The sequence below is a fragment of the Planotetraspora kaengkrachanensis genome, assembly GCF_016862895.1.
In the GTDB taxonomy this organism is placed as follows: Bacteria; Actinomycetota; Actinomycetes; order Streptosporangiales; family Streptosporangiaceae; genus Planotetraspora; species Planotetraspora kaengkrachanensis.
In genome coordinates this window covers 97,065-118,250 of sequence record NZ_BONV01000037.1, presented here as the reverse complement: position 1 = coordinate 118,250, position 21,186 = coordinate 97,065, and the positions used below count along the sequence as shown (strand labels likewise).

General features: G+C 67.3%; 22 protein-coding genes and 1 riboswitch. Of the genes, 19 read left to right on the top strand and 3 right to left on the bottom strand.

Features of this window, described 5'->3' with window-relative positions; translation table 11 throughout:
- Window positions 1-33: 33 nt before the first annotated feature.
- Complete coding sequence (locus Pka01_RS31775; protein WP_203886634.1) at window positions 34-2,562, top strand: FxsB family cyclophane-forming radical SAM/SPASM peptide maturase; 2,529 nt, start codon at window positions 34-36, stop codon at window positions 2,560-2,562.
- Here the strand turns inward: Pka01_RS31775 and fxsT are convergent, their stop codons facing one another.
- On the bottom strand, window positions 2,563-5,088 hold the full coding sequence (gene fxsT, locus Pka01_RS31770; protein WP_203886633.1) for an FxSxx-COOH system tetratricopeptide repeat protein: 2,526 nt from the start codon (window positions 5,086-5,088) through the stop codon (window positions 2,563-2,565).
- A 161-nt stretch (window positions 5,089-5,249) separates the two neighbouring features.
- On the opposite strand from fxsT, the gene Pka01_RS31765 reads away from it, so the two are divergent.
- The 3 genes from Pka01_RS31765 to Pka01_RS31755 all read left to right on the top strand — a co-directional run bounded on the left by Pka01_RS31765 (window position 5,250) and on the right by Pka01_RS31755 (window position 8,316).
- A complete protein-coding gene (locus Pka01_RS31765; protein WP_203886632.1) occupies window positions 5,250-5,426 on the top strand; it encodes an FxSxx-COOH-like cyclophane-containing RiPP peptide in 177 nt (58 codons plus the stop codon).
- Window positions 5,427-5,503: 77 nt separating this feature from the next.
- Window positions 5,504-6,382: an SIR2 family NAD-dependent protein deacylase gene (locus Pka01_RS31760; protein ID WP_203886631.1), complete on the top strand. Its 879-nt coding sequence runs from the start codon at window positions 5,504-5,506 to the stop codon at window positions 6,380-6,382.
- Entirely contained in the window at window positions 6,379-8,316 is a 1,938-nt protein-coding gene (locus tag Pka01_RS31755; RefSeq protein ID WP_203886630.1) for an nSTAND1 domain-containing NTPase, read from the top strand. Before Pka01_RS31760 ends, Pka01_RS31755 begins: the two co-directional genes overlap by 4 nt.
- On the opposite strand, the gene Pka01_RS31750 is transcribed toward Pka01_RS31755, so the two are convergent.
- Entirely contained in the window at window positions 8,255-9,058 is an 804-nt protein-coding gene (locus tag Pka01_RS31750; protein ID WP_203886629.1) for a hypothetical protein, read from the bottom strand. The two genes, Pka01_RS31755 and Pka01_RS31750, sit on opposite strands and share 62 nt — an antisense overlap.
- Window positions 9,059-9,235: 177 nt before the next feature.
- Here Pka01_RS31750 and Pka01_RS31745 point away from each other — a divergent pair, with 177 nt between their 5' ends.
- Both Pka01_RS31745 and Pka01_RS31740 read left to right on the top strand, forming a co-directional pair.
- Entirely contained in the window at window positions 9,236-9,922 is a 687-nt protein-coding gene (locus Pka01_RS31745) for a helix-turn-helix transcriptional regulator (protein WP_239115646.1), read from the top strand.
- Between the two features lie 14 nt (window positions 9,923-9,936).
- Window positions 9,937-10,395, top strand: coding sequence for a DUF3291 domain-containing protein (locus Pka01_RS31740; RefSeq protein ID WP_203886628.1), 459 nt, complete (start codon window positions 9,937-9,939; stop codon window positions 10,393-10,395).
- 86 nt (window positions 10,396-10,481) lie between these two features.
- Here Pka01_RS31740 and Pka01_RS31735 read toward each other — a convergent pair whose 3' ends face one another.
- Window positions 10,482-11,093, bottom strand: a complete 612-nt coding sequence (locus tag Pka01_RS31735) for a hypothetical protein (RefSeq protein ID WP_203886627.1) — start codon at window positions 11,091-11,093, stop codon at window positions 10,482-10,484.
- 46 nt (window positions 11,094-11,139) lie between these two features.
- Here Pka01_RS31735 and Pka01_RS31730 point away from each other — a divergent pair, with 46 nt between their 5' ends.
- From Pka01_RS31730 to Pka01_RS31670, 13 genes are all read left to right on the top strand, one after another.
- The gene (locus tag Pka01_RS31730) at window positions 11,140-11,391 is read left to right on the top strand and encodes a hypothetical protein (protein WP_203886626.1); all 252 of its coding nucleotides are present in this window, start codon (window positions 11,140-11,142) and stop codon (window positions 11,389-11,391) included.
- Between the two features lie 83 nt (window positions 11,392-11,474).
- Window positions 11,475-11,744 carry a YciI family protein gene (locus tag Pka01_RS31725; RefSeq protein ID WP_203886625.1) on the top strand — a complete coding sequence of 90 codons (270 nt, stop codon included), beginning with the start codon at window positions 11,475-11,477 and terminating at the stop codon, window positions 11,742-11,744.
- A 63-nt stretch (window positions 11,745-11,807) separates the two neighbouring features.
- Window positions 11,808-11,895, top strand: a riboswitch (ZMP/ZTP riboswitch).
- 26 nt (window positions 11,896-11,921) lie between these two features.
- Complete coding sequence (locus tag Pka01_RS31720; RefSeq protein ID WP_203886656.1) at window positions 11,922-12,806, top strand: bifunctional 5,10-methylenetetrahydrofolate dehydrogenase/5,10-methenyltetrahydrofolate cyclohydrolase; 885 nt, start codon at window positions 11,922-11,924, stop codon at window positions 12,804-12,806.
- Window positions 12,807-12,953: 147 nt separating this feature from the next.
- Window positions 12,954-13,736 carry a class I SAM-dependent methyltransferase gene (locus Pka01_RS31715; RefSeq protein ID WP_203886624.1) on the top strand — a complete coding sequence of 261 codons (783 nt, stop codon included), beginning with the start codon at window positions 12,954-12,956 and terminating at the stop codon, window positions 13,734-13,736.
- A 216-nt stretch (window positions 13,737-13,952) separates the two neighbouring features.
- A complete protein-coding gene (locus Pka01_RS31710; RefSeq protein WP_203886623.1) occupies window positions 13,953-14,441 on the top strand; it encodes a hypothetical protein in 489 nt (162 codons plus the stop codon).
- 122 nt (window positions 14,442-14,563) lie between these two features.
- Window positions 14,564-15,409 (top strand): helix-turn-helix transcriptional regulator, encoded by an 846-nt coding sequence (locus tag Pka01_RS31705; protein WP_203886622.1) that lies wholly within the window; start codon window positions 14,564-14,566, stop codon window positions 15,407-15,409.
- Window positions 15,410-15,558: 149 nt separating this feature from the next.
- Window positions 15,559-16,785, top strand: coding sequence for a methyltransferase domain-containing protein (locus Pka01_RS31700; protein ID WP_203886621.1), 1,227 nt, complete (start codon window positions 15,559-15,561; stop codon window positions 16,783-16,785).
- Window positions 16,786-16,873: 88 nt separating this feature from the next.
- A complete protein-coding gene (locus tag Pka01_RS31695; protein WP_203886620.1) occupies window positions 16,874-17,083 on the top strand; it encodes a hypothetical protein in 210 nt (69 codons plus the stop codon).
- Window positions 17,080-17,622: a DUF6879 family protein gene (locus Pka01_RS31690; RefSeq protein WP_203886619.1), complete on the top strand. Its 543-nt coding sequence runs from the start codon at window positions 17,080-17,082 to the stop codon at window positions 17,620-17,622. Before Pka01_RS31695 ends, Pka01_RS31690 begins: the two co-directional genes overlap by 4 nt.
- 2 nt (window positions 17,623-17,624) lie before the next feature.
- The gene (locus tag Pka01_RS31685) at window positions 17,625-18,470 is read left to right on the top strand and encodes a helix-turn-helix domain-containing protein (protein WP_203886618.1); all 846 of its coding nucleotides are present in this window, start codon (window positions 17,625-17,627) and stop codon (window positions 18,468-18,470) included.
- A 260-nt stretch (window positions 18,471-18,730) separates the two neighbouring features.
- Window positions 18,731-19,141 (top strand): hypothetical protein, encoded by a 411-nt coding sequence (locus Pka01_RS31680; protein ID WP_203886617.1) that lies wholly within the window; start codon window positions 18,731-18,733, stop codon window positions 19,139-19,141.
- 359 nt (window positions 19,142-19,500) lie between these two features.
- Window positions 19,501-20,397 (top strand): radical SAM protein, encoded by an 897-nt coding sequence (locus Pka01_RS31675; protein ID WP_203886616.1) that lies wholly within the window; start codon window positions 19,501-19,503, stop codon window positions 20,395-20,397.
- Between the two features lie 212 nt (window positions 20,398-20,609).
- Window positions 20,610-21,110, top strand: a complete 501-nt coding sequence (locus tag Pka01_RS31670) for a hypothetical protein (protein WP_203886615.1) — start codon at window positions 20,610-20,612, stop codon at window positions 21,108-21,110.
- Window positions 21,111-21,186: the final 76 nt, after the last annotated feature.

Genomic DNA, 21,186 nt, shown 5'->3' with positions numbered 1-21,186 from the left:
TGAGGCGCCCGCACTCACGGAGAGTGATCAGCCATGCTGGAGTGGCCTGCCGGTCTTGATGTGAAGGGGCTGATGGCCGCAGGTTGGCGACCGACGCCTTTTCGGCAGTTCATCCTCAAGATACACAGCCGTTGCGACTTGGCATGTGATTACTGCTATGTGTACGAAATGGCCGACTCCAGTTGGAAAAACCGGCCGAAAAGAATGCCCGCCGAGGTCGTGGCGGCTGCGGCGGAAAGAATCGGCGAGCACGCGAGGGCTCACGGGCTCCCAGAAGTCGAAGTGATCCTGCACGGCGGAGAACCCCTGCTGGCCGGCGTCGATTTCATTCGCGAGATCGTGACCCTCATCCGGTCCGCGACCGGCGAACACACCCGCGTCGCGGTCACACTTCAGACGAACGCCACCCTCCTCAACGTCTCCTACCTCCGGTTGTTCGACGAACTCGGCATCAAGGTCGGGGTCAGCCTCGACGGCGATCAGGCCATGCACGACCGCAGCCGCCGCTTCGCCAACGGACGGGGCAGCCACGGAGCCGTGACCGATGCCCTGCGCCTCCTCACCTCGCCGCCCTACCGGCATCTGTTCGGCGGCCTCCTGTGCACCATCGACCTGCGCAACGATCCCGTCACCGCCTATGAGGCGCTCCTCGAGTTCGAACCGCCCGCGGTCGACTTCCTGCTCCCCCACGGCAACTGGTCGGCGCCGCCCCCCGGCCGTACGCCAGAGCCCGAGGCGACGCCGTACGCCGACTGGCTGATCGACGTGTTCGACCGCTGGTACCACACGCGACCGCAACGCACGCGCATCCGGATGTTCGCCGAGATCATTCACCTGATCCTCGGCGGAAGGTCGTCCAGCGAGCAGATCGGGCTGTCCCCCGCCGCTCTCGTGGTCGTCGAGACGGACGGCGGAATCGAACAGTCCGACTTCCTCAAATCGGCTTACGACGGAGCCCCGGAGACCGGCCTGCACATCAGCCGCAACTCCTTCGACGAGGCTCTGGCTCTGCCCATGTTCGTGGCGCGTCAGATCGGCGAGCGTGCACTGTCACCGACCTGCACCGCGTGCACGGTGAAACGCGTCTGCGGCGGCGGCCTGTACGCCCACCGCTACCGCGAGGGGGAGGGCTTCGCCAATCCCTCCGTCTACTGTCCCGACCTCCTTCATCTCATCGGACATGTCAGGGACACGGTCGAAGCCGACATCCGCCACCGCCGGAGCCGACGTCCAGGCTCGGTGGAAAGGAGCACGATGAAGCCGAACGAGCACCGCATCTCGGCCGCCACGTTCTCGGCGCTGGCCACCGGGGTCGGCGGGAGGGACGCCGTCTCCCAGCTCCGCGCCGCGCAACACAGCAAGCATGTGCTGCTGGTCCGCGGGGTGATGGAGGAGGCTCGAGTCCACGCGCATCCCGACGCCGCCGGAGCGCGCCGCGCGTACGATCTCCTGGCCACGATTCAGCGGCACCATCCCGGAATCGTGGAACGGGTGCTGCGGCACCCCTCCGTCGGAGCCTGGGCACGTCAGGCGATCATCGCCTTGCGGTCCGGCGAGCGCTCCGCCGCTCCCGGTCAACTGGCCGCCGTCGCGGCATCCGCGGCGATCCTTTCGGGTACGGCCTGCGACATCGACGTTCCCGCCACGGAGGGGATCGTCACGCTGCCGTCGCTCGGCCAGGCCGTTCTGCCTCCCATGGTCGAGACGGCCACCGTCCAGTGCCACACTCACGGTGCAGAAATCGCGGGTGGCCACGCCATCGTCACGATCCCCGCCGACCCCCGCACCGACGGTCCCGGCTGGACGGGTCTGCGCGACCTCTCCGCCGAGGCGGGCGCGTACGCCCTTCACGTCGTGGTCGACGATCTCGACCCGTACCGCATGCCCGGTGTGGCCAATCTCCGCGAGCGGCTGCCGGCGGACGAGGTCGGGGACTGGCAGACGATGCTCGGCGAGGCGTGGAACATCCTCGTGCGTCACCACCCGCAGGTGGCCGAGGACGTGTCCGGCGCGATCAACGTGTTCACTCCACTGGTCGCTCCGGCTCAGGGACAGACGAGCGCCTCCTCACGGGAGACCTTCGGATGCATCGCCCTGTCCATTCCGCCCGATCCCGTCACCATGGCGGTGACCCTGGCACACGAGACACAACACGCGAAGCTCTCGGCCCTGCTGGATCTCGTCCCTCTGACCAGGCCCGATGACGGCTCTCGTTACTACGCACCGTGGCGCGAGGACCCCCGCCCGGTCCCCGGCCTGCTCCAGGGGGCCTACGCCTACTTGGGAGTGACCGACTTCTGGCGACGTCAGCGCCTCGTGGAGAGCGGCGACGCCGCCACGAACGCCGCCGCGGAGTTCCACCAGTGGCGAGCGGCGGCTCTCATGGTCACTCGGACGCTGCTCGGCAGCGGGCGGCTGACCGAGCCCGGCGAGCACTTCGCCACGACGATGGCCCAGCGCCTCGACGCGTGGGCGGACGAACCCGTCTCCCCGCGGGCGCAGAGCCTTTCCCGTGAGCGGGCGGAGCGGCACCTCACGCGATGGCGCGAACGCAACGGATGATCACAGCGCGGGCGGGTCGAAGTCGAAGTCCAGCCGCTGGCCGTTCAACGCCACGATCACATCGGGATGATCACTGCCGAGCGCCCTCTGGTAACGGTCGAAGGTGTCCTCTGCCAGCGCGTCGGCCTGGTCGTCGTCACCGGTCGATCGCAGGTCGATGACGAGGTTCGCCGCCCCCGCCAGGGTCAGCGGATGATCGGATCCGAGCAGCACGCGAAGTCGCTCGAGAGTGTTCTCCCCCAGCCGGCGCGCGGATTCCGCGTCTCCCACCGACGCGAGGTCGCTGGCGAGATTGATGGCGCAGGTAAGGGAGTAGTGGTGATCACGGCCGAGCTTCGCGTCGAAGCCGTCGAGTGCGCTTCGATCCAGTGTCAGGGCCTCTGATGCCTGGTCGTTGACCCGAAGCAGGAGCGCCAGGTTCATGTCACATCCGTATCGGAACGGATGGTCGTCCCCGAAGGTGGCCGGGTAGCGCGCGGCCGCGTCCCGCAACAGGTCCAGAGCATCCTCGATCCGGCCCTGGGTACGGAGAGCGTTCGCCAGGCACAACGCGGCCGCCAGTGTGTCCGGATGGTCGCGACCGAACAAACGTTGCTCGCGCTCGTGGGTCACCTGGGCGATCTCCAGGGCCTCGTCGATCAGTCCGGCTCGGCGCTTGGCTATGGAAAGGTCCTTGGCCGTCTTGAGCGTCCACGGGTGTTCGGCACCGAGTTCGTTGACGCCGAACTCATGGGCGTCCTCGCCGACGTCGCATGCCTCGGAGTACTCGCCGCTCAACCTGAGCACGCGAGCAAGGCCGTTCCATGAGATCACCAGCTCGATCTGGCTCGATCCCGTCTCCGGCCTGCGCAACCGACGGAACACGGCCTCCTGCAGTTCTCTGGCGCGCCCGTAGTCGGCGAGCAGCAGATGGTCGACGGACAGATTGTTCTGGACCCGCAGAGTCCGGCGGTGCTCAGGGCCGAACGCGCTTCTGTGTTGCGAGAACAGCTCCTCGTCGTGCCGTAGGGCTTCCACGAACTCGCCTCTGGCACGGAGATCGGCCCCATGAGCGTTCGCCAACGCCTGTGTCTCTTCATGGTCTGGCCCCAGCAGCTCCCGCATCCGAGCGAGGTTCCACTTGTTCAGCTCATACGCCTCGGGGTAACTGCCAAGAGCCCACAGGATGTTGCCGAGATGGCGCCGCATCGTCATGACGTGGATGTCGTCGTCCCCGCTGTCCGCCCGCCACCGTGCCACGAACCGCTCCGCCAGCGTGCGGGCCACGTGGACGTCTCCGGAGCTGTAGAGGTAGCGGGTGACACCGAGGGCGAAGCGCCGGATACCGGGGTCGAGACACACTTCCACGCGCGCCGGCGTCACATGAACGAGCAGCTCCGAGTACCGCGGCCAGGTGGTGACGTCGTCACTGCTCTGCGGCGCGAAGGCGGCCAGGAGAAGGTGCACCTCGTGCCGGAACGCCGCCCGATCCTCTTCGCTGAGCTCGGCACGCATGAGGGCCTGGACCAGCCGGTGCAGGGTGATCGTCCGGCCTGTCGACTCGATGCGGATCAGTGCGTATCGGCCGAGCATGCGGATCGCCTTGCTCAGCAGGATCGTGTCGCTCAGGATCGGCTGAAGCCTGGACTGGCCGGCGAGGGCAGGCGGCAACTCTCCGAAGACGTCACGCGGAATGGACTCGGGCCCGAAGAAGGCACAACATTTGAGCAGTTCAACGGCCTCCGGGAGCCTGCTCTCCAACTGCGCCACGGAGAGCGACCAGGCGGCGGTCATGGACAGGGGGTAGTCGGCGGGCTTGTTCGCGTCGAGCAGCCGGGCCGCCTGCTTGGCGAGCAGGTCGAGATACGTGTCCACCGACATCCCGGTCTCCGCCTGCAGGGCTCCCGCCTGTTCCAGGGCCAGCGGAAGATCGCCCAACTCCTCGGCCAGGCGGCTCGCCTCGGGCTCGGCGATGGACGCGGCCACCCGCTTCTTGAGGAACTGGACGCTCTCCTCCCGGCTGAAGACGTCGACGGGGACCGTGTCGACCACGCTCTGCCAGGCGAAGTTCCGGGACGTGATGAGCACGTGCCCGGGGCCACGCGGCACCAACTCGTTGATGTCCTCCGGCTCGTCCGCGTTGTCGAAGATCAGCAACCAGCGGGAGTAGGGCTCTCCCCTACGCAGAGCGTCCAGCACGGCCTCGGACGCGTCGACCACGCTTGTCGCCGCGGAGGACGGCAGGCCCAAATGCGGGGCGAGACCGGCCAGAGCCGACCTGATCAACATGAGCTGGTCCGCCGGAATCCACCAGACCACGTCGTACTCGTGCCGGAACCGCCATGCGTACTCGATCGCGACCTGGGTCTTGCCCACGCCGCCGAATCCGTGCAGCGCGTGCGGGAGGACGGCCGTGACCTCGGACGTCACTCCCTGATGCACCTTGTCCAGAAGGTCGTCCCTGCCGGTGAAGTTCTTGTTCCGCTGGGGAATGCGACCCCACACGCGCGGCTGCGGTCCGGGCCCCGAGGGCTGCGGGATCGACACGGGAGACCTCTCGTTTGACGGGCCGATCCGCCCTCGCGCAATAACCAGATAATTCAGAGCGGACTCGCCGGCGATCTTGACCGGGAACACAGGTGCGTCTCGATGTTAGAACTACATGCTGAGCGTGGAAAGATTACGGCGAGCACTACGAGGAGGCACATATGAGTGAGCACGTTTCCCTGGTAGACGAAGAGCTGACCACCGACCTCCTCGATGTCAGCCGGTGGCAGCTGACCGAGTTGGACACCGTGGACGGTTCCGTCCTCAGTGTCGCGCTTCAACGCATCATCGGCGGCGAGGACTTCGCCCCTGTCGCGGGGTTCAGCGCCGAAATATAAATCTTGACGGATCGCCGACTTTATGCGAGATAGGGTGTCATAAGGAGACATTCCCATCAGAGCAGCGGGGCGGCGTGGTGGATGATGCGGACTGGAGACGTTTGGTCAACCAGGTCCGCTCTGGCGACTGCCTGCCCTTCCTCGGTGCGGGAGCGTGCAGCGGGACGATCCCGAACGCACGCGACCTGAGCAGGCGATACGCCGATCAGTACGGTTATCCGTTCGACGACGACATGGATCTCGCGCGGGTCATGCAGTATGCGTTGACCGAAATCAGAGATCCGGTTGATCTGAAAGTCGAACTATGTCGATTTTTCGGCATGTGCGGTTATCCACCGTCGACAGACCTGGCCGAACCTCATTCGCTGCTCGCAAGCCTCCCGATTTCCACGTTCCTCACCACCAATTACGACGACTTTCTTGCCGTGGCCCTTCGTCGCGTGGGCAAACGGCCACAGGTGGAGCTCTCTCGATGGTGGGACATCCTGAATCACCCGGTCGACCCTCCGCTGGAAGCGACCGTGGAGAGCCCGCTCGTCTACCATCTGCACGGCAACTGCCGCAATCCACTGTCGATGGTGCTCACCGAATCCGACTATTTAACCTATATGGTTAATATTGTGGAATTTCCGGCATCTACGGGACGTTCCTTGCTGCCGCCCGTCGTCCTGGAAGCGATGAGCAACAAGCCGCTCCTGTTCATCGGGTACAGCCTCCAGGACTGGACCTTCCGCGTGCTCTTCCACGGACTCGCCAGAACCACGCCCCGGCAGAACCAGCGCCGGCACGTCAGCGTCCAGCTCATGCCCAGGGTCAACGGCGGGGCGAGGGACGCCGAGCAGAAAGCACGCCGCTACCTGGAGCACTATCTCAACGGCTGGAACATCTCGATCTTCCTGGGTAGCGCCTCCGACTTCTGCGCCCAGTTGCGGGCGAGATTGGACGCCGCCTCATGACGCCGTCGCCGTACGTCGGCCTGCGCGCCTTCGGCACCGACGAGAACGCGCTCTTCTTCGGGCGCGAACGTGAGGCGCGTGAGCTTGCCATCATCTGGCAGGCGACGGGGCTGACCATCCTCTACGGAGCGTCGGGAAGCGGCAAGACGTCCCTGTTGCAGGCTGGAGTCCTCCCCCGTATCGAACCCGGGCGGGCGGACCTGCTACCCGTGGCGAGGGTCCGCCCGGAGACCGCCGGCCACGGCAACCCCTACGTCCGCGGCCTGCTCTCGGCCCTCGCGCCGGACAGGCCGGTGGAGGCCCTCGCCGGCATGACCGTCTCTCGCTTCTTCGGCGACCGGCCGGAGCTCAGGGACAGGTACGGCGATCCGATGCCTGTGCTGGTGGCCGTCGACCAGGCGGAAGAGCTGTTCGACGTCCCCGCGCAGCGCGAGGACGAGCGGGACGCGTTCCTCGCCCAGCTGGCCGAGGCCGTGGCCGAACACGACGGGCTTCATCTGCTGCTGGTCCTCCGCGAGGAGCACCTCGCCGGCGTTCTCCCCCACGAACGGCTGCTCGGCCGGGGTTCCCGTGCCCGCTTCCCCCTGCAGCCGCTGGCGCGCACCGCCGCGCTCGACGCCGTCGTGCGACCGCTGGGAGTGACCGACCGGGTTTTCGCACCCGGCGCCGCTGAGCTTCTCGTCGACAGCCTGCGCACCGTGACGTACGCGCGAGATGACGGTCGTGTCTCGCAGATCGAGGGCAAGACGGTCGAACCGGTGCAGCTCCAGGTGGTCTGTTCCGCTCTGTGGGAGTCGCTTGAGCCGGACATCTCCGTGATCACCGTCGAGCATGTACGGCTGCGTGCCGACGTCGACAGGTTCCTGGTCGGGTTCTGCCGACGCGCGCTCGAGCGGGTGGCCGCCGAACATGGCCGTACCCCGGGCGAACTCCAGCACTGGCTGCGGACTTCTTTCGTCACCGACCACGGCACCCGCAACACCGTCTACGAGGGCCTGCACGAGACCGCTGGAATGCCCAACGAGATCGCCGCGGCCCTCGAGGACAGGCACATACTGCGTGGCGAGCACCGGCTCGGGATCCGCTGGTACGAACTGCAACACGACCGGCTGATCAGCGCTGTCCGAACCGCCGCTCCGCCCAGGAACTACCTCGACGACGCTCGTCTGGCACTCGGACGCGGGGAGTTCGAAACGGCGCGGAGGCTGACGGACGAGGCAGTGCGCGCGTCGTCGTTCGACGACGTCCACGTGGAGGGTGAGGCGCAACTGATCCTCGGCGAGGTGGCCGCGGCGAGCGGCGACGTCGAGGGGGCCAAGGATCATTTCGAGAAGGCCGCGGGCATTTCCGCCAGTCTCCAGCAGTACGACGCCGTCGCCGAGGCGCTCACCGCGGACGGACGGCTCTGGCTGGCCCAGGGCGACTACCCGCAGGCGATCGACCGGCTGAAGGCGGTGCTGAGCTGGGTGCCCAATCATTCGGGCGCGCAGTTGGCCCTCGGGCAGGCCCTGTGGCACTCGGGACAGCCTCAGGCCGCGCTCCCCCTGCTCAATGGGGCGGTGGAGCTCGCCCGTTCCCCGTCGGGCGAGGCGCTCGCCCTGCGCGGCCAGATCCTCGCCGACCTGAACCGGTCGGCGGACGCCCTGCGCGACCTGGACCGGGTGCGAGATCATCAGCAGCCGGACATTCTCGCTGCACGTGCGCTGGCCCTCGCGGCCACGGGCCGCCTTGACGCCGCGGAGCAAGAGATACTGGACGCTCTCGCGGCCGGTCCGCCGACCGGACCCGTCCTGTTGCGGGCCGCCCGCGTGTACGCGCTCCTCGGCCGTCCCGAGTCGGCCGTCGAGTTCTCCGCCCGCGCCCTCGACGCCGCTAGTCCGGCGCTTCCACCGTATCTACGGGCGATTGCTCTGAAACTGCGGGCCGCTGCGTGACCGCGGCCGCGTCCCACAGGCTTTCGAACTGCTCGATCCAGTAGGAATACCAGCGCTCGTTCCGCTCGCGGGTCAATTCCAGGTGCATGCGCGCGAACGTGGACTGATTGCGGAAGCCGTGGATCTCCACGATCACCCGGCCGTGTGTCGTCTCCGGATCGATGATCACGAGACTGAACCCCGGATTGTAAGGAAAGAGCCGATAGCCGAAAGAGCCGGCGACCTGCCATCCGCTCATCGCTCCCAGCCTGTCGATCATGCTTTCCAGCGCGCCGGGCAGGTTCTGGATCTGGTAGCGGACCGACTGGTCGAGCTGGCGGGAGGCGATCTTCACCGCTTCGGTCTCACGCGGATCGAGGATGACCACACGCACCGAACCTCCCCTGCGGTTCAGCACGCTCGTACGGAGGATCTCACAGGCGTGCGGCGACAACAGGTTCACGGCGGAAGGGGCGAAGACCCGGATGTCCCGCGCGTTGGCGAAGGCGACGGAAATGGGAACGGAATCGAAGGAAGCCCGATCATGCAGGAAGTCCCCTCCCTGGTCCCGATCCTCCGGCAGGGTGATCCGGTAGACGAGAAGTCCCACCCCGGACAACAACGCCGCCCATTTCAGGCTGAGCGGAACGATGTCGTCGACCACCGACACGACCGCGAAAGAGCCCACAACGAGCGTCACGACGTACGCCTCAATGTGCCGCCGGGCTTTCACATCCGTAATGATCTTACGAAAGAATTTCATATGATCATCTCGCCTTCGCACGCATTACCCGAATCACGGCACGTTTGTTGAAAACACGATCACCAGGATGAGGCGAGAATATCCGGGCTGATCTACGGACGATAGGGCCGGACGATCCGCTCTCCCCGTGCCTGCGGAGGTGAGCACCCGTCAGGACGGAGCACCTAGACTCCGGCTGTGAAGAGCGACGACCTCGAGTCGATGAGCGTGCTCGCCGATCCCGTACGGCGGGACCTGTACCGATTCGTCGCCGCGCAGGGGCGGGACGTCGGGCGCAACGAGGCGGCCGAGGCGGCCGGCATTCAGCGCACGCTCGCCGCCTTCCACCTCGACAAACTGGTCGACGCCGGCCTGCTGGAGGCGGATTTCCGCCGGCTCGGTGAGCGCAGGGGGCCGGGCAGCGGGCGGCCGGCGAAGGTCTATCGAAGAGGCGGGCCGGAGCGGACGGTGAGCCTGCCGCCCCGGGACTATCGGACCCTCGCACTCGTCCTGGCGGAGGTGGTCGACCGGCTCGACGGCGACCAGGAGGGACAGGAGGCGGCCCGCCGCACGGGTGAGCGGCTGGCGGCGGCGAGCGAGCACACGACGCTGACCGACGTCCTGGCCGAGCGCGGATACGAGCCGTACGAGGAGGGCGGCCGGATCAGGCTGCGCAACTGCCCGTTCCACGTTCTGGCCGAGACGCATCCCGTGCTCGTCTGTTCGATGAACCTCGCGATGTGCGAGGGCCTGCTTCGCGGCCTGGGCGAGGACCGGTTCACGGCGGCGCTCGACGCCCGTCCCGGCGAGTGCTGCGTCGCCTTCGTCGCGGAGGACATCACCGGGCACATCCCAGAAGGCCCTTCTAAAAATAATCAAGACTGACATAGAATCCGGTCATGCATCTGGCCCAGCTGAACGTCGCGCATCTCATCGCCCCCATCGACGGTCCTGAGCTGGCGGACTTCGTCGCCGCGCTGGAACCCGTCTACGCCATCGCGGACTCGGCGCCCGGGTTCGTCTGGCGCATGAAGCGGAGCGACGACCCCACCGAGGTCATCGTCCACGAGTACGGCGACGACCTGCTGGTCAACGTGTCCATATGGGAGTCGCGCGAGGCGTTGTGGAACTTCGTCTACCGCAGCCCCCACCTGGAACTGCTGCGCCGCCGTCGCGAATGGTTCCTCCGTACGGCCGTGCCGTACACGCTGATGTGGTGGGTGCCCGAAGGGCACACGCCGACGCTCGGCGAGGCCATGGAGCGGCTGGAGTCGCTCCGGACCCGGGGGCCGGGACCGGAGGCGTTCACGTTCAAGGAGTTCTACGAGCCCGGCGCATCAGAGCCGTCCCTGCCATGACCCGCCCGCCGTGCGCGGCTGACCCGACTCGGGGAGCATGGCCTGCCCGCCGTCCGCGGCTGACCCGACTCGGGGATGACCGGCTTTCAGCCGCCCGGACCGACCTCGTTGTTCGGCGCGCCGTCACCCACCGTCGGCAGGTCGCCTCGCTCGACCGGAGTGCGCGGCGGCTCAGGAGCTTCGGTAACGTCGCCGGTGATCTGCCGCGCACCGGCGACCGCCGCCTTCAGCGTCTCCCGGGTCACCTCGGTCGCCATGCCGTTGAGCCGGATGAAGTGGTCGCCCCGGACGACGATGTACTCGTGGCGATCACCGGCCGTCCGGTACCAGCCCACGTCGTCGCGGTCGCAGGTGACGGGGGCGTCGACGACGTTGTGAACGGGCATGTCCGCGCACACGGCGTCGTCGAAGGCGCCGCGGTCCACCCGCAGTTCCACGGTCCTCCCCTCGGATGAGGAGTAGATCGCGCCGAACCCCTCGTCGTTGATGACACCCAGCGACTGCTCAGCGAGCGTGTAACCCGGCACGTCGACCAGATAGATGAGGTCCGGGGCGACGCCCTGGGCCCGAATCCGCGCGAGATCCGCCTCCGGCAGCGATGCGCCGGAATCACGCCCGGCGAAGGCGACGAGGCCGAACACGACGAGCACGAGGGCGACGACGCCCGCGGCCACAAGCAAGATCGCCCGAAACTGCATTCGGCCATCCTGCCCCACGGCCGGTCCGGGTGCGACAATCGGCGGCATGGCCGCCTTCAAGCGACTCACCGTCGAGGAAGCACGGACACTCAGCCGCGACGAGCTCCTGCCGCGCGTCGAAGCCGAACAACACCACTGGGACCGGCTCATCTCACGCGGCCAGATCCGCGTCGGCGAGGACGAGGACTACAAGACCTTCCTCCTGATCACGCAGGTCGTCATCGACCCCATGGCCGGGGAGGCACCGCAGGACCGGGACTTCTGGACGAAACCCCTCGGCGAACTCGGCGAGCTCTGAGCCGCACACCCCAGCCGGAAAGGGCTCGCGTCCCGGCCGCCCTCACCGATAGCGTTAGCCGACACTTACGCTTGGAGGGTTTCATGAAGTACGTGATGTTCTACGACTCCGGCGACGACGCCGCGTCGAAGGCTCCCGCCCACTTTCCCGCCCACCGCGCCCTGCTCGACGAGTTCCACGCCCGGGGCACGCTCCTGATGGTCGGCCCCTTCGGGGACCCGCAGAACGAAGGCTCGATGGCCGTGTTCACCACCCGCGAAGCGGCCGAGGCGTTCGCCAGGGAGGACCCCTTCGTCCTGAACGGCGTGGTCCGCAACTGGTACGTCCGCGAGTGGAACGAGATCTTCGCGTGACCGGGCCGGACCCCGGCGACCCCCATGGTGCGCCGCGCCGATCGGAACATCCCCGTTAGAGTTGATCCGGGTCGTGACTGGCGCTGAGGTGGGGCACCACCGGGGAGCGGCCCGGCGGACATCGTCAATGCCGTGCGCCTGGGCGAGATCACCTGACGCCTGGAGCAGCCCGTGCCGATGACACCGACCGCCCGTCTCATGGACGGCACCCGCCTCGCCCGCCAGATCCTCGATCACAGTGCGGCCACGGCCAGGGCCGTCACACAACAGACCGGCGAGGCTCCGTGCCTGGCGACCGTACTGGTGGGAGACGACCCCGCTTCCGCGACCTACGTCCGGATGAAGCGTGCCCGATGTGAGAAGGCCGGCATCGCCTCCCGGCACCTTTCCCTGCCCGCGGCGACCACGACGGCGGAGCTCGTCGAGGCCATCACGGCCCTGTCGGAAGACCCCGGGGTGCACGGCATCCTGCTGCAGCACCCGGTGGGCGCCCACATCGACGAACGGGCCGCGTTCGAGGCCATCGCCCCGCACAAGGACGTCGACGGGGTCACGATGCGCTCGTTCGCCGCGATGAGTTTCGGCCTGCCCGGCTTCGTGTCCTGCACACCGGCTGGAATCATGCGCCTGCTGGATCACTACGACGTCGATCTGGCGGGCAGGCACGCCGTGGTCGTCGGCCGCAGCGCGATCCTCGGGAAGCCTGCCGGCATGCTGCTGCTCGCCCGGGACGCGACCGTCACGTACTGCCACTCGCGCACCCGCGATCTGAAATCGATCGTCCGGGAGGCCGACGTCCTGGTCGCCGCGGTGGGCCGCCCGCGCTTCATCCGCGGCGAGGACATCAAGACGGGTGCCGTGGTGATCGACGCCGGCTACAACCCCGGCAACCTCGGCGATGTGGATTTCGACGCCGCCGCGACCCGCGCCGGCCTGATCACCCCGGTGCCCGGTGGTGTCGGTCCCATGACCATCGCCATGCTGCTTTCCCAGACGGCGGAGGCGGCCGCGCTGCAGTCGGGCCTCGCACCCGCCGATCGCCTCCCGGCGTCGTCGGGGTGACGGCCTGACGGCATACGGCTCGAGCGGGCGACGAGCCACTCGCAGCCCGCGCCTTTGCCCTCGTCACACCGTTTCCGTGGCCGTCCTTTCCTGATCATCCTCCCAGGTTCCGGTCACGGATCGGCGCCGACCCCTAACGTGGAGTGAGTGAAACGACACCCCTACGTCGCACGCCCGCGGTCGCGCCTCACCTACCAGTTGACGTACGCGCTACGCCATCCGAAGAAGGTCTGGCCGCATCTGAGGCGCCTGGCCCGGGACGCGAAGCTGCGGAGCACGACACGGGACCACGTCTCGTACTACCGCGAGGTCATGCGGGCCGACATCCGGGATATGACCGCGGACGGCGCTATCGGCAGCCACCGGCGGGCGAGCTGGCTGCGCGTCGGCAGGATGCAGTTCGACTACCTGGTCAAGCACGGGCTCACACCGCAGGATCGGGTCCTGGACATCGGCTGCGGCAACCTGCGGCTCGGCTGGCGCCTCGTCGAGCATCTCGAGACGGGCAACTACTACGGCGTCGACATCTCCCCCGAGATCCTCATGGCCGCCGCGGACACCGTCACGGAGCACGGGCTGCAGGCGAAGCTGCCGCATCTGAGCCTGGTGAAGGACCTCACCTTCGCCTCCCTTCCCGACGCGCACTTCACCGTGATCCACGCGCACAGCGTGTTCTCCCACAACCCGATCGACGTGATCGACGAATGCCTGCGGCACGTGGGACGGATCCTTCACCCGGACGGGTTCTTCGACTTCACCTTCGACCGGACGGAGAAGGCCGAACATCACGTCCTCCGCGAGGACTTCTACTACCGGACGGAGACGCTCATCGGGCTCGCCGAACAGCATGGGCTGAAGGCCGAATTCATGGGTGACTGGGAACGGTCTCGGCACAAGCAGTCCAAGCTGCGCGTCACGCATCCCCGATGATCAGGTGAGCCGGGAGTCCCCGACCTGAGACCGCCCCGGTGGGCGTGGGGCCTCCCTCATGGCCCGAAACGGGCTCGCGAACCGATCGCGATCTGATCAACTTTCTGGTGCGGGACCCTGCGGTCACGGTGCAATGAGACCGTGAGCCGGCGACAAGGCACCTTTTCCCAGACACTTCGGTACGCGAGCGACAACCCAGCGATCACCCTCTCCGCCGTGCTGGCCGGATCCGGGGCGTTCGCCTTGACGATCGTCGGCGCTCTGTCCGCCGACAACCTGACCGTCGTGGCCGCAACAGCGGCCGGCAGCGTTCTACTGATCACCACCCAGTTCCTGTGGGCGTCCCGGAGACGGCGCAAGGCCCTGGAACAGGCGGGTGAGGATCCGGGCGAGCGGCTGCGCCGTCGGGTGGAGAGCGTGAGCGCGGCGTTCACCGAAGCGGTCACCCTCATGGACGACCTCCGGCGAGACGTCGAGGCACAGCAGGCCACCCGTCAGGCGCTCATCACCGAGGCCGAACGCCAGCAGCAACTGCTCGCGGTCAACAGGGGTGAGGCCGAGAGGATCCGCGAAATCCTCATCGGCGAGACCAAGGAGACCCTCCGCGCCGAGCGGAGGCGCGAATGGATGTTCTTCGTGCTCGGATTCGCGGCCTCCGCCGTCGTGTCCGTCCCGATCGGGATCCTGGTCAACCGCATCAGCTGATCGCGGCCTGTGCCGCACGACAGCGTCTGTGCAGGCAGGCCGACCTCCATGCGGCCAGGACGTCTGCTCCCTGGGTGTGCCACACCCAGGCGGCCCGCCGCCTCGCGGCCTAGCCTGAAGCCATGCCGGAAAACCAACTGGGGGATTTCCTCCGCGCGCGCCGGGCGGGCCTGCGGCCGGAGGACGTCGGCATGACGAGCCACGGCGTGCGGAGGGTCGCCGGACTGCGCCGCGAGGAGGTCGCCGTCCTGGCCGGCGTCAACGCGGACTACTACTCCCGCCTGGAGCAGGGCCGCGAACGCCATCCCTCGTCCCAGGTGCTCGACGCGCTCAGCCGTGCCCTGCGCCTCGAGGCCGACGCCCGCGCACACCTGTATGGGCTGGCGGGGACCTCACCGAGCGTCCGGTTCACCCCCACCACGGACCGGGTCAGTACGGCCCTGCGCCAGCTGATGGACGGCTTCACGGCCTCGCCGGTGTTCGTCATCAACCCGTCCTTGGACATCCTGGCGGCCAACGCGCTGGCGGAGGCCCTGCATTCGCCGTTCGAGCAGGCGGACAACCTGGCCCGCATGGTTTTCCTCGATCCGGCGGGCCGGCGGTTCTACTCGCGATGGGCCTGGACGGCGCAGGCCGCGGTGGCGAGCCTGCGGCACGCCTCCGGCCTCGACCCGCACAACCCGCGCCTGCGCGAGCTCGTCCGCACCCTCACCGAGCGCAGCAAGGACTTCAGCGACCTGTGGAACACCCACGCGGTGCGTGGCAAGACCCAGGAGGCCAAGGAGTTCTCACACCCGGACGTCGGCGCCCTGTCTCTCAGCTACCAGGCGTTCGACGTACGGGATGCCCCGGGTCAGCAGCTCATCGTCTACCAGGCCGAAGTCGGCAGCCCCAGCGCCCAGGCGCTCAACCTTCTCGGGTCCATCCACGTCACCTGGGGTCAGGCCGGGTCTCGCCCGGGCCAGTAGACCGGCCCCTCCGCGGGGTGCGGCCCGGCGGGGTTTTCCGCGCGCACCTGACCAGGTCAGGATGCAACGCGAAACGCCCTGACCGAGATCACGCGAGGGCAATGCTCTCGTTCTGCCCGTACCGGTGGCGCGGCAGGGAAGATGACTTCATGAGCTGGAAAACCCACGCTGCGCGGCTCGCCGACCGTGTCACCCATCAGGGTTCACGCTGGTGCGCCGCCATCGCTGATACTCCACGGCATTTCGTGCCCTCTTGGTGGACGTGGAGCGACGACCGCTGGGAGCTCAGCAACAGGCCAGGTGACGAGCGGTGGCTGGAGACCATCTACCAGGACCGGACCCTGGTCACACGCGTCGGCGCACTGCATGCCGACCAGGCCGCCCCAGGCGACCACCCGGAAGGGTGGCCGACATCATCCTCGACTCTCCCTGGCCTGCTGCTGCAGATGTACCGGCACGCTCGCATCGGAGATGGGCACACGATCCTGGACGTCGGCACCGGGTCCGGGTACGGCACCGCCCTGCTCTGTAACCGAGTCGGCGACGACCGAGTCACATCCGTCGACGTCGACCCGTACCTCACCGCAGCCGCCGGTGACCGGCTCGCTAAGACCGGGCTGAAGCCGCGCCTGGCAACGGTCGACGCGACGGGGCCGCTGCCGGACGGGTTCGACCGGATCGTGGCCACCGTTTCGGTCAGACCCATCCCCGCGTCATGGCTGGAGGCGCTCAGGGTCGGCGGTCGGTTCGCAACGACGATCATCGACACGTCGCTCATCCTCACCGGGCGGAAGACCCAGGAGGGCGGTGCCGTCGGCCAGATCGAGCGAGACTGGGCCATGTTCATGCGGACCAGGGACGGAGAGGACTATCCGCCGGGCCTGGCCGACCTCATGGAGACTGCACGGACCGCGGACGGGGACACGGTCGACCGAGCCAGATTCCCCATCCTCGATCTCCTGCAGACGTGGGATGTCCGGTCGATGCTGGAGATCACCGTACCGGGGATCGAACACCACTACTCGGAGGAGCCGGGGAGCCGTACCGCGCTGATGGTCCACGAGGACGGATCATGGGCTCGCGCCGTCTCGACCCACGGCCCGCCCATGGTCCACCAGGGCGGCCCCCGTCGACTATGGGACCTCCTCGACGAGGTGCGACTACTGGCTCCAGCACGGAGCACCTCCCCTGTACGGTGCCGCTGCACGCGTGACCCCCGAGGGGGCGATTCATCTCCAGCGTGGTCAGTGGAGGGCCACAATCACTTGAGAGCGGCCTGCGGGGTGCACTACCGAACAGCTGGGCCCGTCACCGCGCGGCCGAGCTGGGTGCTGTGCGCTTCGCCATGTCGATCTATCCGCTGTCTCATCGCATAACTACACCACTCGCTTGACGACCTCTCGTGCCCAGCCGATGCTGAGCATGCGAGCAATGTCGAGCAATCCCTATCACGAGGAGACGGCAATGCGGCTAACGTTTCTCGGCAAGACCGGCGGATCCAACGAGGGTGGGTGCCCCGCCCTGTACCTCACCGACCGCGGGACCTACGTCGTCCAGGGCGTGAAGGTCGAGGACGCCCAGGCCCTCGCCGATGTCCGGGACCTGGCACCGGACGAGACCCTGGTCGAGATCCCTGCCGACGTCCTACTGCTTCACCGGGAGGCCCAGCCGTGACCGATCTCGTGACAGGTGAGGACTTCCTTCGCCTGTTCACCAGCTTCGAGCACACTGCATTCCGCCTGGAACTCCGCGATCAGTACAACGAGCCCAGCGAGCGGGAGAGGTTCGCGGCGTTCCTCTCCGGCGAGGCCGAGCAACTCGACCGGCTCAACAAGATTCAGCGCGTCCGTTGGTTCGACCTGATGAGGGACGCGACGTCGGCCGGAAAACGGGTCGAGAGGGTCCGCGTCGTGACCGAACCGCACGGCGACTACACGCGATACACGCTGGCACTCACGGCCGGAAACGCATCGGTCGGAGAGGACATCCGGTACCTGCCGCGCCACCACACCAGCGTCAGCGCGCTGCCGTCGTGGGACTACTGGCTCTTCGACTCCCGGCTGGTCGCGCGGCTGTGGTTCGACGATGGGGGAGACAGTCGGCTGTTGGGGGCCGAACTGATCGAAGTTCCGGCTCAGGTCGTGGAGCATTGCGCCTGGCGTGACGCCGCCTGGCACTATGCGATCCCTCACACCGAGTACACCAAGGGCTGATCGTGCCGAACGTCCGCCAGACCCGGGAAGCGCTCGGGACCCGGTTACGTGAACTGCGCCTCGACATCGGCCTGAACGGAAAGCAGTTCGCCGAGTCCCTGCACTGGCTGGCGACCAAGGTCTCCAAGATCGAGCACGGGAAGCAGACACCGACCGAAGACGACATCCGCGCATGGGCAGCAGCGACTGGCACCGAAGATCAGGTGCCATCGCTGCTCGCGCAACTCCGAAGTCTCGAGTTGGCCTACGCCGAATGGCGGCGGCACCTGCGTTCCGGGACGACCGCCCGGCAGCAGCAGATCGCAGCGATCGAGGCTGAGACGACGGTGACCAGGGTCTTCGAGCCGTCCACCGTGCCGGGTCTCCTTCAGACGAGTGAGTACGCGCGGAGCATCATCACCCAGTCGATCCGAGTCCACCAGATCCCTGACGATCTCGACGCCGGCGTGGCCGCGAGGATGGCTCGCCAGGACGTGCTGTATCAGGCGGGTAAGGGTTTCCACTTCATCCTCACCGAGGCCGTTCTCCGAAACCGCCTCTGTCCGGTCGACGCGCTCAAGGGGCAGATCGAACGGCTCATGGTGACCACGTCGCTGGCGAATGTCGTCTTGGGTGTGGTCCCGTTCACGGCCCGGCTACCCAAGGCGCCGGTTCACGGGTTCTTCCTGTACGACGATCGGATTGTGCAGGTCGAGACCTTCGCCGCGCACCTGACGTTGACGCAGCAGGAGGAGATCGAGTTGTACGGCAAGATCTTCAACCTGATGCACGGCGCCGCCGTCTACGGTCGCGAAGCCGTGGCGCTCATGACCCAGGTTCTCCACGACCTGTCCGCTGCTGAGCAATAGCGAGCAATCCCCTTGAGGATGCGAGAGACGCGATCGTAGCGTCGGCTTCGGTGAACGCCGATGCGCGCAACCAACCTGTTCTCTCGCCCAGGAGCCCCCCGCATGGCCGTGCTCTTTGCCCAAGACATCGAGAAGCGCCTTGATGTCGTGACCCCACGCGTCAACGGGGCGGGCCTGTTCCCTCCCGCGCCTCCAACTGAGCAGTACGTGCGCCTCCCGTTCCCAGCGCTGCGTAGGCCCCGACGAGGGGATGTACAGTCATGATCGAGATCGTTCGCGAGGTCCTCCCCGAGGAGCGGGTAGGCCGCGCCGAACAGGTCGCCAGGCACCTGGTCAACGTGCTTGCCACCAAGCACAACATCCCAGCCGACGTGCACGTGCCGGGATGCGACGAAGCCGTGGTGTCCGTCTTCGTGGGCCTCCTCGCACGAACTGACGGCCGCAGCATCTGGTGGTCCGTGCCCAACATCGACGGCAACCGCAAGAGGCCGTTCGTCCGCCTCCGGTACTTCGTGCCGACCGCCGCGGCCGGGCTAGCAGACGACTATGCGACGATTCGCGGCGCCGATCTCGGCGAACTGTTGGCCAGCGGACGCATCACGCACGTGGCGGCCGAACTCGCCGCCCTCTGGTTCGGCGAGGAGGTGGGCGATGTCGCTTCCCCGGTTTGATCAGGAGAACATCGCCCACGCCGAGCACATCCAGGCGATGACCCCGCCTGGGTCATCGTGTACGACCTCTGCAGCCGGACCTTCACCGCCTTTCACGTAGGCGACCCGCGTGAATGCCGAATCGTCTGGGCCGAAACGCCTGCCGACCTGCGGGACGGCAGGCAGAAGGCCGAGGCGGAGGTCTGGCGGACCTCCCATCTCCTTCCTCGCCGCGCCCACCCCAGCGGCACCCGGGGATGTCCGCCAGGCCAACCCCACCGAGACACGACCCACGACGTCGTGATCTGGGACCCGGTCCCGGGGCCGTTTCCAGGCAGCCCTGGGACCGCCAACCCCATCTCCACGAACAAGGGAGCGCCATGGCGTCACCGCACGAACTCCCGACCACGGTGCCCGCCTCCGCGCCGGCCCCCGTGACGTTCCTCGAACTGGACATCACCGGCCGGCTCGAATGCGATCCCTACCAGGCCGAATCCGGTCCCACGATCTTGCGCGGCACCATGAACACGGACGACTGGGAGCGGCTGATCATCTCAGCACCGGCCGCCGGAATCACTGCCGTCCAGATCATCGGCGGTGAGCCGACCATGCACCCGGACTTCGAGCATCTGATTGGGCGCGCGCTCGACCAAGGCCTGCGCGTGCAAGTCCACAGCAACCTCTACCAGGTGCGTGAGAGCCTGTGGGGCCTGCTGTCCGAGCCCGCCGTGTCTTTGTCCACGTCGTACTACTCCGATGACCCGGAACAGCACGAAAAGATCACCGGCCGACGCGGCTCGCACGGCCGCACCCTCGCGAACATCCGCGAGGCCATACAGAGAGGTATCCCGCTCCAGGTCGGCATCGTCGACACGGGCAACGGGCAGCGCGCCCAGGAAGCTCACGACCAGATGACCGCGATCGGCGTTCCCCTAGTCCGCATGGACAGGATGCACGGCGTCGGCCGAGCTACTCACGCCACCGCCACGATCGTCGGCGAATTGTGCGGCCGGTGCGGCCACGCCAAGGCCGCAGTGTCCCTTAACGGCGACGTGTGGATGTGCGCACGGTCGCGGTTCCTCCAGCCTGCCGGGAACGTCAAGGACTCCTCACTCGCAGCGATCTTCGCCGGTACTGTCTGGTGGCAACTCCTCGTGATGGTGCACCGCTCCTCGGCCTCGACCGAGTGCAGGCCGGACCCGGACGGGAACGACTGTCGCCCCGCCGAGATGATCTCCCCACCGCTGCCTCTCGGCCGCCTGTCGTCGGGCCCTTAAACAACGCTTCGTCGAGGAGATCAGCACTGGACGGACCGCCTGGGCGGCCGCCGCCGTGCGCGGTCGTGCACGCGTACCGACGGACGTGCTGCGAGGCCGACTGATCGCGATCCGATCACACCTGTTTCACCCGTCGGCTCCCTGCGATCAAATAAGCCATGGCTCGCCGTCAGCACAGGTACATATGGGTCACCATCATCACCTGCACCGTGATGGCTTCCATCACGGTCGCTTGCTTCTACGGGATGTACAGAGGCGCGATCAATCTGGGCGTTGAAGGGATTCCGGACGTGCCGGGGATCGGATGGGCCGCCTGCTTCGCCTTTGTATGGGGCGTGGCAGCACTGATGGCACGTGAGGACATAGCCCGCGCGAAACTGGCCCTCGCCAGAGCGGAGGAAGATCCCCGCGAACGTCTCCAACGCCGCGTCGCCCGCGTCAATTCACTCTTCACCGAAGCTACGGCGCTCATGGACGACCTGCGGCGCGACCTCGAGGCCCAGCAGGCCACCCGTCAGGCTCTCCTCGAGGAAACCGAACACCAGCAGCACCTACTCGAAGTCAACAAGGACGAAGCAGAGAAGATCCGCAAGCTCTTCGTCGGAGAGACCGAGAAGTCCATCCGCGCCGCACGGCTCCGCGAGTGGATGTTCCTGTTGATCGGCCTGGCCGCGTCCATCCCCATCGGCCTCCTGGTCAACTGGATGAGCTGAGCCGCGCCCCGCACAGGCCACCCACACAGCGGATCACGGTCCTCAAGCGAGGGCGAAACCACGCAGGCCCCAATGG